This window comes from Gemmatimonadota bacterium, from assembly GCA_041390105.1.
Classification (GTDB): domain Bacteria; phylum Gemmatimonadota; class Gemmatimonadetes; order Longimicrobiales; family Gaopeijiaceae; genus JAGQIF01.
On record JAWKQO010000003.1, the window covers coordinates 1 to 15,657 of the forward strand.

Genomic DNA, 15,657 nt, shown 5'->3' on the forward strand with positions numbered 1-15,657 from the left:
TGAGCTCACCTGTCCACCTTCTGTTGTTGGGCACCAGGACGGGGGGTCTCACGAGCGAGGAGGACGACCTCTGACGCTCTCGAGTCCGCACCGATGAACCACAAGGAATCACGCAGGAAGCAACGTCAATGGCTCACGGGCGGGAGCTCGGACCGGAGAGGGCGCGCGCCGGCGCGGCGCCGCAGAGTGAGACAGGCGCGCCGCCAGCCGCGCGCGCACCGCTCAATCCGCCGTCAGGACCCGCGCTGGATCCACGCGCGCGACCCCTCGGGTGGGGAGCCACGCCGCGACGGCGGCCACGGCAGCGAGCAGCGAGGCGGCCGCGAGGAACGTAGTGGGGTCGGTGGCCGACACGCCGAACAAAAGGGCCGTCAGCAGGCGCGCGAGCGCAACTGCACCCAGGAGCCCCGCACCCGCACCGATCAGCACCGGACGGAGGGCCTGGCGCAGCACCAGACGGCGCACCCCGCGGAGTGTGGAACCCAGCGCCATGCGCACCCCGATCTCGCGGGTGCGAACGGTGACTCCATGCGCGACGACACCGGCCACCCCGACGCTCGCCAGCGCGAGGCCGGCGAGCGCGAGCACGCCCAGTACGACCAGGACCATGTGCTCCGTGGCCAGGGAGGCGGCCAGGCGATCGGAGAGCGTGCGCACGTCCGCCAACGGCAGCGTCGGATCCACACCCGCGACCGCGGCGCGGACGCGTTGCTCGGCGGCCGGGGACCAGTCGGAAGCGCGCAGCACGACGATGAGCTCGCGACCGACCCAGGACCAGGGACCGGGCGGCACGCCTCGCGGCGAAAAATAGAGGACCGGCGCCGGCGCAATGCGCGGCCCCTCCCCGCGCGCGTCGGCCACCACGCCGGCAATCCGCCAGTCCTGCGGCTCGCCGTCCTCATCCTGGAAGTCGCTGCCACCGATCCGCAGCGCGCGTCCGACCAGCTCGGAGGGAGTCCCGCCGAGGCTGGCCGCCAGCGTTTCGTTGACCACCACGGCTCGGGCCGCAGCGCGATCCTCCGACTCGGTGACCGCAGCGCCGGCGAGCAGGGGAATGCCCACCACAGCGAAGTACCCGGGCGCGACGATCTGCATGGAGGGCTGCACGGCGCTCGGGCTGTCGAGCGCTTGGCCGGCGAGCGCGACCGGGAGCCCGAAGGATCCCCCGACCAGCGGGGCCGCGGTGCCGTACGACACGGCCGACACGCCAGGCACGGCCGCGACGGCCGCGAGTACCGCGTCCGCGACGTTCACGGCGGCAGCCGCTTCGCGGTAGCGACCCTCCGAAACGCTCATCTGCGCCGTCACCACACTCGCGTCGTATCCAACGGGGACTGCGGCCAACGCGCGCGCCGTGCGCAGCATCAGACCGCCCGCCACCACCAGGACGAGGGCCGTCGCTGCCTGGGCGCCGACGAAGGTGGCCTGCCACCGGCGGGTCCTGAGGTCGCCACCGGCCCCACGACCCTCCATGGATCCCGCACGGGCCACTCCGCCGGTACCCAGGAACGCAGCCACCCCGGCACAGGAGAGGCCAACGACGAGCGCGATCAGGAACGTGCTGGCAACGACAGCAGGTGAGATCCCGACGTGAGCGAGGCGCGGTGTGTCGGCCGGTGCGGCAGTCACGAAGATCCGTACGACCGCGTAGGCCACAAGAACCCCCAGGGCACCGCCCCCGAGCGACACCAGGGATTGCTCCAGCAGGAGCAGGCGCAACAACCTACGCCGGCCTGCACCCAGTGCGGAGCGCAAGGAGAGCTCGCGCCTGCGGTCGGCAACGCTGGCGAGCAACAGGTTCGCCAGGTTTGCGCAGCTCAACAGCAGGAGCAGCAACACCGCGCCCGTGAGCGAGAGAAGGGGCGCTCGGGCCTGGCCCAACAGAGCCTCCTCCATGGGCAACCAAACGATGCGTACGCGCTCCCCGTCCGCGTCGGGCTCCTCCACCGCGTCCGCGACGCGCTGAAGCGCGCGCACACCGCTCGCGACGTCGACGCCAGGCCGCAGCCGCGCCAGCGCTGACAAGTAGCCGGCGCTCTGTTGGCGCTCGGCGCCCGACAGCCGCAGCGGCACCCAGAGATCAGGGTCCGCGTCGGCGAGGCGTTGTGTATCTGCCAACACCGCCGCGACCGGCCGGCGAACGCCGTCCACATCGACCAGGAGCCCGATCACGTCGGGGTCGGCTCCATAGTCGGTCCGCCACAGACGCTCGCTCATCACCAGGCCCTGGTCCGCGAAAGACCCGGGGAGGGAGCCCAAGAGGGCCGTCATGCCCAACGTGGCGAAGTAGGTCTCCGATACCGCCCGCGTCCGTACGCGGCGCGGCAACGCGGCTCCCGCGAGATTCGCGTCGCCTTCCACCCATACCGCGGTCTCCACCTGCGCATCCACCTCGCGCTGCCAGGCGTCCCAGAGGCGCGGGCTGACGTGGCGGACGCCTACGCCCTGGTTCGCCTCCACCAGCCCGAGCCGACCCGGATCCGGGAAGGGCAGCGGACGGAGCAACACAGCCTGTACAATCCCAAGGACGGCCGCCACGGTCCCGACCGCGAGGGCCACCGTGACCAGTGAGGCGCCCGACAAACCCGGCCGGCGGAGGACGGCCCTCCACGCCGCGAGCGCGTCGTCCCGGACCCCGGCCCAGGCGCCCGACCACCGCTGCCTGCGTCGCGCGCGCACGGAGATGGCCTCGCACTCCGCCTGCACACGCGCTACGGCGCCAAAGCGGCGCCGCGCTTCTCGCGCCGCATCCTCGGGCGTCCATCCCTTCGCGATGAGGGCTCGTGTCCGTCGCTCGAGATGATCCTCGAGCTCGGCGCGGATCTCGTCAGGATGGTCTTCGAACGGCCGGCGCTTCACGCTTCGGTCTCCAGTGCGCCCATGACGGTCCGGGCGTAGCTGCTCCACTGCGCACTCTCGTGCTCCAGCCGCTCGCGCCCCGCTTTGGCCAGCGTGTAGTAGCGTGCTCTGCGGTTGGTCTCGGAGACGCCCCATTCGGCCTGCAGCCATCCGCGCTGCTTCATGCGGTGCAGCGCCGGGTAGAGCGTGCCCTCCTCGATGGGGAGATCCGGCCCCAGCCGCTCTTCCAGCCACTCCAGGATGCCGTAGCCGTGGCGGGGACCGGCCCTCAGGGCCTGCAGGACCAGCAGTTCGAGCGCACCACGCAGGAAATGCGTGCGCAGGCTGGGATCTTCAGAATGGGTCATGAGCGGCCTTTCCCTTGGTGACACCAAGGAAGATCGCGACCGACCCTTGGTGTGACAAGGGGAGCGGGTGCCGCCACTCGGTTGGGGCCGACCTTTAGCCGTGGGAGGCTCGCCCTACACCCCCTCCCGCATGGCCAGCCCGATCGGGATCCACACGCAGAACGCCAGGCAAGCCACCAGGAAGAGCGCCCATCCGTAGGGCACGGCCTCTGCGGCCGGAAACGCGAGCGCGGCCGCGAAGGTCAAATAGCGCGCTCCACCCTTGAGCAGGTCCGCCCGCATCAGCCCCAGCACCAGCAGCAGGACGCCCACCCCGAAGAGGGCTGCCCCGCTGATGAAGACCCCGGTGACCCAGAAGCCCCCATCGAAGTAGGCGTCCGGAAGGCCCCCACCCGTGCGGACCGCCAGCGGCGCGATGCCATCGGCTCCGAGCCCCACCACGTGCAGCACGGCACCAGGCGCCAAGAAGGCCAGCCCGAGCCAGGACAGAGGCTCGGAGCGCTGCAGACGCAACGCGATGATCCCGCCGGCGAGGATCGCGCTCCCGAAGGCCATGGCGCTCAGCAGGTGACCGACAAACCAGCGGGTCGACTCCAGGGAGGCCGCCGCCGCCAACCCGTGGTCCGCGTAGTCGTCCACCACGGGGATCAGCAGCACTCCCAGAGCCAGCAGCACGGGCACCGCGAAGATCGGGAGTCGTTTCATCAACGGATTCCAGCGGGCACGGACGGCATGGCATCCTCCTGCCAGTAGAAGGGACCAGCGGCGCGTTGTCGCGGCCATACTTCATCGAGCGTTGCGCCGTCGTGCAACCGACCGTTGATCATGACCATGCGAATGCTGTCGCTGTTGCGGATGTCTTCCAGCGGATTACGGTCCAGCACCACCAGATCGGCGAGCTTTCCCGCCTCCAACGACCCGAGATCGTTGTCGAGGCCGATGGCCTGGGCGCCCACCAGAGTGGCCACCCGCAGCGCCTCGTGCTGGGTCATGCCGCCGGACTGCATCATCCACAGCTCCCAGTGGTAGCCCAGCCCCTGGAGCTGTCCGTGGCTGCCGATCCCCACGCGGCCACCGGCCCGCAGCACGTCGCGCGCGAAACGCGCAACGCGATCGAACGTGTGCACGAGGGGATGGAACCAACCGTTGGAGCCACCGGGCGACGTAGGCCCCGGTCGCCGCAGTGCCTTCTGCTGCACCTCCTCGAACGGCGTGAAGCGCCTCAGCTTCTCGTTTCCAAACACGTCCTCGGTGGTGTAGAAGTAGTTCTCGCCCCAGGGACCTCCGTAGGTCACGATGATCGTCGGTGTGTAGGCCATCTGCGACTGCGCCACCAGCTGCACGACGTCGTCGTAGAGGGGGAAACCCGGCATGTTGTGTTCCATGCCGGAGTAGCCGTCTTGGCCCATGGTCATGTTGAGGGCCAGGTCCAGCGAGCCCTCGGTGGTGGGCATCAAGCGCTGCTCCCTGGCCGCCTGGATGATCCACTGCCGCACCTGACGGTTCCCCGCTCCGTACATCTTGATGGTCTTGGTGTCGTAGTATTCGGAGTAGCGCTTCAGCACGTCGCGCGCTTGATCGAGGCTGCTGATCCCCTCCGATGAGAAGACGCCGGGCCCGGTCGAGTAGAGACGCGGCGCCAACATATGGCCGGCCCGCCAGAAGTCCTCATAGCTCAGAATGTCCGTGGTGCCCGTCTGCGGATCGCGCGTGGTGGTGACGCCGTACGCCAGGTTGGCCGCGTACGACCAGGGCTGATCTCGCAGCAGATCGACCTGGGCACGGAGGTGCGCGTGCGTGTCCACGAAGCCAGGAAGGATGGTCTTGCCTGCGACGTCGATCACCTGCGCGCCTTGAGGAACCGCTACGCTCCCCTGGGCACCGACGGCTTCGATCCGGTTGTTGCGCACCACCAGATCGCCGCGCTCGATGATCTCGTCTCCTCGCATGGTGACGATGCGCGCGCCCCGGAGCACGACCACGCCCTGGGGAAGATCGCGCTCGACCTCGATTCGTACTCGCCGCTCGAGCGGCCGGTAGCGAAGCGTGTCCCTGCCCCGACCGCGCCGGTCCTGCGCCGAATCAGCCGCGGTTGCAGAGTCACCCGCGGCGGCCCGAGCCGACTCCACCGAATCGGCGAATGCACGCGCCGCGCCGAGGTCATAGACGAAGTGTGCATTGCCGACCGACCAATGCACGCGCGCCCCGTCCGCGCTCCACGCAGGGAACTGGGCGCCGATGTCGGTCAGCCGCTTGGCAGGAAACGCAGCGTTGTCCGGGTTGGCCACGGAGATGGTGGGGACGTCGCCCCCCACTCGGGGCACGGTCACCAGGTAGAGGTCGTTGACGACCAGTGCCAACGCCTGGTCGCCTTGCGGGGCCATCCAGATCGCCGAAGCGGGTTGCCCCGGCCCCTGCCCTTGCGAGCGACCTCGCACCTGCACGTGCGTCTTGCGATCGGTGCCGTCCCAGCGCATGGACATGAGCCCCTGGAAGCCGCTCACGTAGATGCGCTCCGACGTCCTCGTGAAATGTGGTGCCCCGAAGTTCTCCACCGGGGCGATGAGGCTGGCCGACCCGCCGCTGACCGGCACCCACACGAGGTCCTGCAGCCCTCCGGAAAGCCCCCTGGCCAACGCCTCGTCGTAGACGCGGCCCTGGCTCCGTAGCGCCACGATCCGCGTGCCATCGGGGGAAAAGACCGGATCGGTGTAGTACGCGCTCTCGCTGGTCACACGCTCCGGCTGGCCGCGTCCATCGGTGCGCACGCGGTAGAGGTGCCCTCCCTCCTCGGTCGACCAGGTGCTGAACGCGATCCAGCGCCCGTCCGGCGACCACACCGGGTGCGCCTCCTGCAGCGCCAGCGTCGTGAGCCGCCGTGGGGTTCCGTCCGGGAAGTCCATGACGTACAGGTCGCCCAGCACTGCGAAGGCGAGCTTGCTGCCATCCGGTGACGGAACCGCGTCGCGGATCTGCTTGGCCACGAAGGTCGGGGTGTCCTCGATCGGGTAGTCGAAGTCGACCGCGGGTCCGATCGGTAGATCGACGTCCACCTGGAAGGGAATCTCGATCGGAGCGCTCCCGTCGATCGGCACGCGCCACAGCCCACCCCCGTATGAAACCACCAGCTCGCGCGAGTCCGGGGTGAACGACATGCCTGGCAGCACGTCGCGCGACCCCCGCGATTCCATCTCGTCCCGTTGCACGGGGTAGGCGAGCCAACGTTCGCCGCCCGATTGCAGATCCCGGATGCGCAGGCCCGTCTCCGCCACCTGCCGGGTCCCGTACACCAGCCAGCGACCGTCCGGCGAAAGCGTGGGCCGGAACGCACCACCATAACGGCTCGAACGGGTGGCCATCTCTCCGGTTTCACGGTCGTAGACGGCCAGGTCGAACTCGCCGAGCCCCGAGTTGTATTGCCAGCTCCCGTTGCGGCGGGCGAACCACACGTAGCGGTCGTCGTTGCCGAACGCGGCGCCCATCATACGCAGATTGTTGGGCTCCTTCACCAGACCTACGCCCGAGCCACCGTCGACGTGGTACATCCAGAGCTTGTCCACGCCGGGCCCGGGGCTCTTGCTGGCCACGATGTAGTGTCCATCGGGCGTCCACTCGGGCGACAGGTAGGAGTTGTCGTTGCCCTTGGTCACCTGCACGGTGTCACTCTGGTCCAGCGCGATGATCCAGACGTTGTCACCGCCACTGCGGTCGGACGTGAACACCACGCGAGCCCCGTCCGGGCTGAAGCGCGGTTGAGCGTCGAAGGCCATGCCGTGGGTGAGTGGCGTGGCGCGTCCGCCGGAGAAGGGCAGCGTGTAGAGGTCGCCCAGCAGATCGAAGACGAGGGTCTGCCCGTCCGGGCTGACATCCACGGACATCCACGAGGCCTCGCGGGTGCTGACCTGCACGCGCCGCTCCGGCGCCAGCGGCAGCCCCTCCTGCTCGGGGTTCCTGGCGGCGGTGTCCGCGGGCGCATCCTGGGCCAGCAGTGAACTCCCCCCGATCAATGTCCAGAACAAGACCGCACCGCACCCGCCCACCCACGTCTGCCTCGTCCCCATCTTCACCCTCGCGCAGGAAGCATCCCACCTCGACCGCGACCCGGTAGCCGCTCCAGCCAAGATGTGCCCTGAGCGGGGGTGCCGCGAGGCCGTCGCGCAACGGCGACCGGCGGCACCTGAGCGGGGCAGAAGCGCCCGCTGGCGGGTCTAGTTGGCCCGCAGCGCCACCGACGGATCCACCCCGGCCGCCCGTCGGGCGGGAAGCCAGCTGGCCAGCACCGCCACACCCCCCAAGACCAGGGCCCCCACCACGTAGGTGGGCAGATCCAGAGGTCGGATCCCGAAGAGCAGGGACCCCATCAGCCGGGACAGCCCGAACGCCGCCAGCAGGCCGGTCCCGATCCCGATGGCCGATAGTCCCGCCCCGTGGCGAACCACCATGCCGGTGACGTCTTCCCGGCGCGCTCCCAGGGCCATGCGCACTCCGATCTCGTTGACGCGTTGGCTGACGCTGTACGAGATCACGCCGTAGATCCCCACCGCCCCCAGCGCCAACGCGACCAGCGCGGCAATCGCAAGCATGACCAGCGTGAACGACGTACGCGCCATCGAGCGGCGCACCACCGCATCCATGCCCTGTACGTTGGCGAGCGGGACACTGGCGGACACGGACCAGACGGCGTCACGAGCCCGCGGCAACAGCGTGGGCATCGCTCCCGGCGCGGCGCGTACCACGAAGCTCAGCGACCGCACCACGCTGGCGGCCTCCTCCACGCCATACATGTCCGTCTGGATCATGGGCCAGTACATCGTGGTGGGCACCTCCTCGTCCAGGCCGTCCGCGTGCACGTCTCCCACCACACCGACAATCTCCTGCCACACCGGAGGACCACCCTGGATGGCGATGGTCGACACGCGCCGGCCGAGCGCCCGAGCCGGTTCCTGCCAGTTCTCCCGCGCGTAGCTCTCCGAGACGACCACCACCTGCCGCAGATCGTGCAAATCCGTCCACTCCAGGTCGCGACCAGCGACCAGCGGAATGCCCATCGCCTGGAAGTAGCCGGGCATCACCCAGTTGAAGCGCCGGATCGGAGGGATCTCGCCCTCTGCTGTGGGCGCGTCCTCGCGGTACACCGGGTCATTCGACTGACTACCGCTCATCGGCAGGTTGAAGACGGCCCCCGCGTCCGCGACACCGGGCAGCGCTCGCAGGTTGTAGAGCATCTGCTCGTACGCCAGCGCGGTCTCGGCCGCGTCCGGGATGGTGGCCGACGGGATGGTGACCCGAAAGCTCAACAGGTCCTCGGGGTCGGTGAAGCCGGCATCCACGTTCCGGAGTGCCTGGAAGCTGCGAATCATGAGCCCGGACCCCACCAGCAGCACCAGCGCCAGGGCCACCTGCGCCACGGCCAACCCGCTGCGGGCACGGCGCCGCTCGCGACCAGCCATGCCTCCGCGGCCGCCCTCCTTGAGGGCCGGAGCCAGGTCTCCCCGACCGTAGCGCACGATGGGGAACAGCCCGAAGAACACACCGGCGAACAGCGAGATGCCCGCCGTGAAGACCAGAACCGTGGGATCGATGCCGATTTCGCTCAGGCGCGGAAGCTCCTCGGGACCCAGAGCGTGGAGGACGCGGAGCCCGATCGCAGCCAGCGCGATCCCGACGAGTCCCCCCAGCGCGCCCAGCACCACGCTCTCCGCCAGGAACTGCGCGGCGATCTCGCGACGTCCTGCGCCCAAGGCGGTGCGGACCGCCACGTCGCGCGAACGTCCCTCGGCGCGGACCAGGAAGAGATTGGCCACGTTGGCGCAGGCGATCAGCAACACCATTCCCACCGTGCCCAGCAACACCCAGAGCAGCGGACGTACGTCTCCGACCACGTCCTCCTTGAGCGGCCGCGTCACGGGGCGGAACCCCGCCTGCTCCAGCATGGACTGGGTGACGGGGCCGGGATAGCGCTCTACCGCGATGGGCACCAGGCGCTCCAGCTCGGCTTGCACCCGCTCCAGGGGCACGTCGGGACGCATGCGCGCGATGAGCTGATAGGAGAAGTTGCCCATCATGACGTCGGCCGGGTCGAAACGAGTGGTGACGAAGATGTCCGCCTGCTCGTCCAGAAAACGGAACCCGGAAGGGGTCACACCAATGATCTCGTGGGGCTGGCCGTTGGCGGTGAGCGTGCGTCCGATCACCCCGGTATCGCCGCCGAAGGCCCGCTGCCAGTACTCGTAGGAGAGCATGACGGTGCGGGCCGCCCCCGGCGCGTCGTCCTCGGCCGAGAAGCGCCGGCCCAACACCGCATCGACCCCAAGGACGGGAAAGAACCCATCCGTGACCTGCAGGCTCGGCACCTGTTCGGGTTGGTCGAGGCCGGTGATCTGGGAGGACCCGTTGGCCCAAAGCCCGACTTCCTCCAACGACTCCGCATCGTCGCGATAGGTGAAATAGAGCGCCGGTGATTGATTGAGCAGCTCGAAGCCGAGTCCGGGAGCGGTGTTCCAAAGACCCAGCAGCCGCTCCTCGCTCGCATAGGGCAGTGGCTTGAGCAGCACTCCGTGGACGACGCTGAAGATGGCCGTGTTGGCTCCGATCCCGAGAGCCAGCGTCAGCACCGCCGCTGCGGTGAACAGTGGAGCGCGCAGCAAAGAGCGACCGGCCAACGGAAGGTTGCGCAACAAGGACGCCATGGGATCGATTCCGCTTTGGACGAGGGCACACGGCACCGCAGCCCCCTGGCTCCGGCGCCTCCCCCCTACGGCCCGCCGCCGTGCCCGGTTTCCCACCGGCGCGCCGGCAACCCTGCGGCGTTCGCCGTTGTCCAAACGGAGGCGCACCTACCGAGGAGACACCCAAATGCGACCCTTCGCGCTCACCGCAGTCCTCTGCCTGGCGGGCGTGGCCTGCAGCGGCGAAGAGGGGTCGGGCAGCACCCACGGCTGGGTGGCCCGCGTCGACACCGTGGGCGACACGATTCGGGTGCACACCGTCTCGGGCAGCGTATGGGAGGGCGAGGGCGCGCTGGTCGAGGAGAACTCCATCGGCCAACTGGAGGGGGACGAGGTCTACCTGCTTGGGCGGGTGGTCGCGCTGGCCGTGGACCCTCAGGACCGCGTCTACGTGCTCGACCAACAGGGTCCCTCGCTCCGTCTCTACGACGGGGACGGCACCTTCCTGCGCGAGGTCGGTCGCGCGGGTCAGGGACCCGGCGAGCTGCGCTCCCCGGACAGCGGACTGCAGATCCTGACGGATGGTCGCGTCGTGGTGCGCGATCCGGGGAACGCCCGTTTGCAGGTGTTCGACAGCGAGGGTCGGCCACTCGCGACCTGGTCTCTGCGCGGGGGATTCAACACCAGCGAGCCACTGGTGGCCGACACCGCCGACCACCTGTTCACGCCGACCATCCGGGACCTGGGCGTCCCACTCGACCAGTGGGAGCGGGGGATGGCGGAGTACGGCCCCACCGGCGACTCCCTGGGCTTCCGACGCCACCCGCTCCCCCCGCACCAGACGCCGTTCATCGAAGCGAAGACCGAGGACTCCTGGTCCCGCAACACGGTGCCGTTCAGTCCGCAGCAGATGTACGTGCTCGACCGCTTCGGAAACTACGTGCATGGCATCGCCGATGCGCTGAGGTTCGACGTCCTGCACCGCGACGGGTCGGTGCTACGGGTCAGCAAAGCCTACGAGCCCGTGCCGGTGAGCGAGGGAGAGCGGACGGCCCGCGAGCAGGTGGCCACGCGCAACCTCCGTAGCGTCGATCCGTCCTGGACCTGGGACGGTCCCCCCATTCCGGACGTGAAGCCGGCCTACCAGGGACTGGTCGTTTCGGACGAGGGCGATGTGTGGGTGCTGCTGCACGGTCCAGGACGGGACACCGGTGAGCCTGCCTACGAAGCCGCGGCCGGAGAGGCCCGCGCACCGAACCGCTGGACCGAGCCCAACCTGTTCGAGGTGTTCGACCGGGAGGGTCGTTACCTGGGGCGGGTGCCCGCACCCGATCGGCTGCGGATGAACCCGCGTCCCGTGATCCGCGCCGGCCGGCTCTGGGCGGTCGTCACCGACGAGCTGGACGTTCAGCACGTGGTGCGGTTCCGGCTGGTGTTACCGGGAAGCGGCGCTCCGGTCGCCTGACCCACCCTCCGGCCGCGCCGCTGTACCGCCAGGGACCCCCGGCCGGCCGTGGTGCCCCTGAGCGCCCCGCCCTGCCTCCCTTCCGAGGGGCCTCATCCTTGCTGCCTTCACCGGCGAGCGCCCATCATGGCTCACCCGCCCGGATCGGAGGTTCATGAAGAGGTACAAGGTCGAGATTCGCTACGGACTCGTCGCCGGCATTCTACTGCTGGCTTGGGTGGCCGTGGCGTGGGTTCTTGCCCCTCGCCTCATCCGTTCGGCATACGCGGGGGAGAGCTTCGGCTTCGTGAACGACCTCCTGCAGGGGCGAGCGGTCGTTCCGCTGGACCGCTACCTCGGTACCTGGGCAGCGCTGGCGCTGCGGGGGACGCTCTGGCTGCTCGTGGCGCTGCTCGGCGGACTGCTCCTCGTGTCGTTCCGCACGCGGTTCCTCGCGCTGCGCCGACGCTTCTTCCAGGCCGAGCCCACGGTCCCCTGGACCGCGGCCGTCGGGGCGGCCGCAGGGGTAGGGCTGGTCCTGGGAGCGGTCGAGGTCGGCGTTCGTGCGCTCAAGTACCACTACGATCGAGTGTTTTTCGAGTGGTCCAATCCAGACGCCCTCTGGATGATCCCCACGTCCGAGGCGGCGCTCTTCGCCCTCCTCGCGCTGGGCTACGCGGTGGTGTTGGGATGGCCGGCACGGCGCCTGTCACTCAAACCGCTGCTGACCCTGCTGGTGGCCATGGGTGCCTGGAGCGTGGTGGCGTCCATGAAGCAGCTCGGCATCCACCCAGCCGCGACCGCGGTCCTGGCCTTGGGATTGGGCTTCCAGGCGGCGGAAGCCGCTGGGCGCGATGTGCGTCGCTCCTTGCGTCAACTCCGCACCCTGTCGGCGCTCGTCCTGATCGCATCCGTGGCCGCAGTCGTGTGGTTGCACCCGCTGCGAGCCCGCGGAGAACGCCAGCGACTGGCGGGCGCGGCGCCCGCCACCGCGCGAGGGCTGCCCAATGTCCTGTTGATCGTATTGGACACGGTGCGAGCGCAGAGCATGGGCCTCTACGGCTATGGGCGCCCGAACACGCCTACGCTCGCTCGCTTGGCGGACCAGGGCACGGTCTTCGATCGCGCGTATACCACCGCACCGTGGACGTTGCCATCCCACGCGGCGCTGTTCACGGGGCGTTGGCACCATGAGCTCTCGGCGGACTGGCTCGAGCCGCTGGATCAGCGCTATCCCACACTGGCGGAGTTCCTCGGCGGACAGGGGTACGAAACCGGTGGGTTCGTGGCCAACCTGCTCTACACGACCCGCATCACCGGCCTGGATCGTGGCTTCCACGTCTACCGTGATCACCCGGTCTCCTACGCCGAGTGGATCTACTCGGCCACCGTCGTGCAGAAGGTGGTCAATCGCGTGCGCGCGCTCGTGCCAGGCGGGTACAGCCTGTTCACGCGCAAGGTAGCCGCCGACGTCAACGAGGAGTTCCTCCAATGGGTGGACACCCTGGAGGGGCGCCCGTTCTTCGGCTTCCTCAACTACTTCGATGCGCACGATCCCTATGAACAGTTCGAGCCCCACACCTCCGTGGTGCGCGCGCAGGTACGAGACTCCGTGGCTGTGTCGGCCGGCGAGACGCGCAAGCTCGAGGATTGGGAACAGAACCTGGTCGATCGCTACGATGGATCGATCCACTACATGGACGCGCAGATCGGCCTGCTGCTGGACAGCCTCGACGCCCGCGGGCTGTTGAGCAACACGTTGGTCGTCGTCGTGGGTGACCACGGAGACCAGTTCTTCGAACATGGCCTCGAGGGACACTCCAACAGCCTCTATCAGATGCTCACGCACGTCCCGCTCCTGGCCGTGTTGCCGGGGCGGGTCCCTGCGGGCCTGCGCGTGGCCTCCACGGTGTCCATCCGAGACGTCCCGGCCACGGTGGCCGACCTGCTGGGCCGGTCCGGCCCCGCACCCTTCGCGGGCTCGTCTCTTCGGCGCACCTGGGATGCGGAGAGCGGCTGGACGGGTGCGGAAGGAGCGCTCACCGAGGTGAATCCCTACCCGCTCGAAGACTTCGACGGGCCGGTCGTGCGCGGACCGATGAAGTCGGTCAACGTCGGGCCTCTGCACTACATCCGCTACGGCGACGGCGTCGAGGAGGTCTACGACGTCGAGCAGGATCCGGGGGAGTTGAGCGATCTATCGGGGACCGAACGAGGGCGCCTGGCCTTGCCCTCGCTGCGGCAGGCCATGCGCGACGTGATGATCAGCGGAAGTTTCCGGGCGCCGACCGATTCGTCCCACTCGGGACACTAGCGTCGCGCGTACACCGCTCGATCGATGCTGATCAGTCCTTCCGGTTGTTCCGTACTTGCGGAAAAGAGCATTCGCTCCCGCACATCGCCATCGGAGAAGGTCAGAGTCAACACCAACCCTCGAACGCGATAGGAGCCGGTCAGAGCGCTCCGACCGTCCCCGAAGCTGAATCGTCCACCGCGATCGAATGTGTAGGTGTTGACGCCGATATCGCCAGAACGGGCATCCGTCCATCGCCCTGCGAGCGACTCCGCCCGGACGGCTCGCACCGGTCGGTACTGTTGGCCATCGAGACGGACGCCGTCGGCGGTCGCGGTGAACGTCCACTCCTGCGTGCTTCCGCCGTCCCAACGCACTGTTAGCTTGCCCGACGAGATCTCGTAGGTGCCACAGGTATCGGGGTTGCAGCGGGAAGGATCGAACACGCCCGATCCACCTAACGGGTGGAAGCGACTCACGCGCTGCCCCGGCATGAAGAGCCAGGTGTTCGTTTCGATCCCGCGGCCACCAGCGATGTCGACCTCAACGCGGTAGAACAAGCCCGAGGGCAAGGCGTTGACGACGCGCCCCGGTTCGATGGGGACGCCCGCTGCTGGGCGCGGCTCTCCATTCTGCCGGCCCGCGTTCGGCACGATCGGTGTGGACGGACCCGCTGCCGCCGCGGAGGTCGGCCGGACACTGTCGAGGAAGCGCGTGAGCTCGCGCAGAGCTACCTCTCCCCGAGCAACGCCGACGATAGGGAGCGTGCGCCCCTCTCGTGACACGGTGATCAGGGCGGCAGTGACCGTCCCGTTCTGACCAACGATCTGCTGCGCACCCACCGCGATCACGAAGGCACCCTCGCGCCGGAGTCGCAGCTCGGGCGCGGATGCCCCGACGGCGGGCTCCACATGGGTGTGCCAGGTGGAGGCGAACACGTCCTGCTCGGATCCGGCTTCGCTCCGGCTCGCGTAGAAGACGACGACGCCGCTCCCGTCTCCTCGTACGAAGCTGGCCCCTTCCTGTACGTTCCGGGCCGTCCAGCCGTCCGGCACGACGTAGCGTACGAACTCGAACTGATCGGGGGGCACGACGGGCGACTGGAGGATTCCGGCGGCCAGGGCGACCAGCGCTGTGGGAAACAGGATTCCGGACACTTCACCTCCTCTTGCCCGCAGGCCGGATGTAGCATTGGTTTCGAACCCGATTCTGGGTCGCCGCTACCGCACTCAAAATAGGATGCCGAACGAGACCGGAATCGCCCGGATCGAGTGCGCGTCGATCGCACCGGCTTCGGTGTAGATGTTCTGGACTCGACCTTCGATGAACGCCTCTAGACGGCCGAGCTTGAGCGCGAGCCCGGCGCCACCGTCGATCCCGAACTCCACAGCGGACTCGGGGGTGACCAGACTGGTTGGGTCGGCTTGGAGGTCCTGGCGAACGTGGAAGGCTCCCACGCCCGCTACCACGTAGGGACTCACCGGCCCGAGGGAAAAGAGCCTCAGGTTGAGCGCGGCCACTCCGCTGAGGATCTGCGTATCGCCCTGCGCCGGACCGCCGAGCGCGTCGCGAATGTCGAACTTCTGATACCCCAGGTTGAGGCGGAACGGTGGGAGCATGCCTGTGTCGATCAGGACGAAGGCCTGGCCATTGACCCCGTTCTCGAGCGCGTCGGCCACGTCACTCGTCGGAACGCTGACGCCTCCGCCGAAGCCGACCCGGAACAGGTGGCGCTCTGACGCACCCATCCGCATGTCGGGGACCTGGGCATGCGCCGGTCGGGCAGTCAGGAGTACGAACCACGCGAACAAGGCCATGCGGCGCCGGCCGCGGAAGACTGTCGACATCTGAGGCCTCCGAGGGTGTGGCCAACGCCGGAGCCGCCGTCCGGGTCGATCCCGGAACGCCTCACCGCACACCGTTCCTGCGCACCTTGCGGCCCTCGAACCACCCGGCTGCCGGTCCAGGTGCGGTGCCGTTGCCGGCCCGTGCGTGGCGAATCTAGGTTAGGCGCCGGCATCATCCGCCCATCACAAACGGATCATC

At 68.8% G+C, this 15,657-nt stretch carries 9 protein-coding genes; 2 read left to right on the forward strand and 7 right to left on the reverse strand.

The features are described from left to right. Positions 1 to 222: 222 nt before the first annotated feature. The 5 genes from R3E10_13175 to R3E10_13195 form a co-directional block, all read right to left on the reverse strand. Complete coding sequence (locus R3E10_13175; GenBank protein ID MEZ4416693.1) at positions 223 to 2,859, reverse strand: FtsX-like permease family protein; 2,637 nt, start codon at positions 2,857 to 2,859, stop codon at positions 223 to 225. Next, the gene (locus R3E10_13180) at positions 2,856 to 3,206 is read right to left on the reverse strand and encodes a PadR family transcriptional regulator (GenBank protein MEZ4416694.1); all 351 of its coding nucleotides are present in this window, start codon (positions 3,204 to 3,206) and stop codon (positions 2,856 to 2,858) included. The genes R3E10_13175 and R3E10_13180 overlap by 4 nt, the downstream gene beginning before the upstream one ends. Before the next feature lie 114 nt (positions 3,207 to 3,320). Continuing rightward, entirely contained in the window at positions 3,321 to 3,911 is a 591-nt protein-coding gene (locus R3E10_13185; GenBank protein MEZ4416695.1) for a hypothetical protein, read from the reverse strand. Next, on the reverse strand, positions 3,911 to 7,267 hold the full coding sequence (locus R3E10_13190) for an amidohydrolase family protein (protein MEZ4416696.1): 3,357 nt from the start codon (positions 7,265 to 7,267) through the stop codon (positions 3,911 to 3,913). Before R3E10_13190 ends, R3E10_13185 begins: the two co-directional genes overlap by 1 nt. Positions 7,268 to 7,414: 147 nt before the next feature. Then, positions 7,415 to 9,895, reverse strand: a complete 2,481-nt coding sequence (locus R3E10_13195) for an ABC transporter permease (protein ID MEZ4416697.1) — start codon at positions 9,893 to 9,895, stop codon at positions 7,415 to 7,417. 166 nt (positions 9,896 to 10,061) lie between these two features. Here R3E10_13195 and R3E10_13200 point away from each other — a divergent pair, with 166 nt between their 5' ends. Together R3E10_13200 and R3E10_13205 are read left to right on the forward strand one after the other, a co-directional pair. After that, positions 10,062 to 11,339, forward strand: a complete 1,278-nt coding sequence (locus tag R3E10_13200; GenBank protein ID MEZ4416698.1) for a hypothetical protein — start codon at positions 10,062 to 10,064, stop codon at positions 11,337 to 11,339. Between the two features lie 154 nt (positions 11,340 to 11,493). Next, a complete protein-coding gene (locus R3E10_13205) occupies positions 11,494 to 13,632 on the forward strand; it encodes a sulfatase (protein ID MEZ4416699.1) in 2,139 nt (712 codons plus the stop codon). Here R3E10_13205 and R3E10_13210 read toward each other — a convergent pair. Both R3E10_13210 and R3E10_13215 read right to left on the reverse strand, forming a co-directional pair. Beyond that, complete coding sequence (locus R3E10_13210; protein ID MEZ4416700.1) at positions 13,629 to 14,768, reverse strand: hypothetical protein; 1,140 nt, start codon at positions 14,766 to 14,768, stop codon at positions 13,629 to 13,631. The genes R3E10_13205 and R3E10_13210 overlap by 4 nt on opposite strands. Before the next feature lie 72 nt (positions 14,769 to 14,840). Beyond that, complete coding sequence (locus R3E10_13215; GenBank protein ID MEZ4416701.1) at positions 14,841 to 15,458, reverse strand: hypothetical protein; 618 nt, start codon at positions 15,456 to 15,458, stop codon at positions 14,841 to 14,843. Positions 15,459 to 15,657 lie beyond the last annotated feature (199 nt).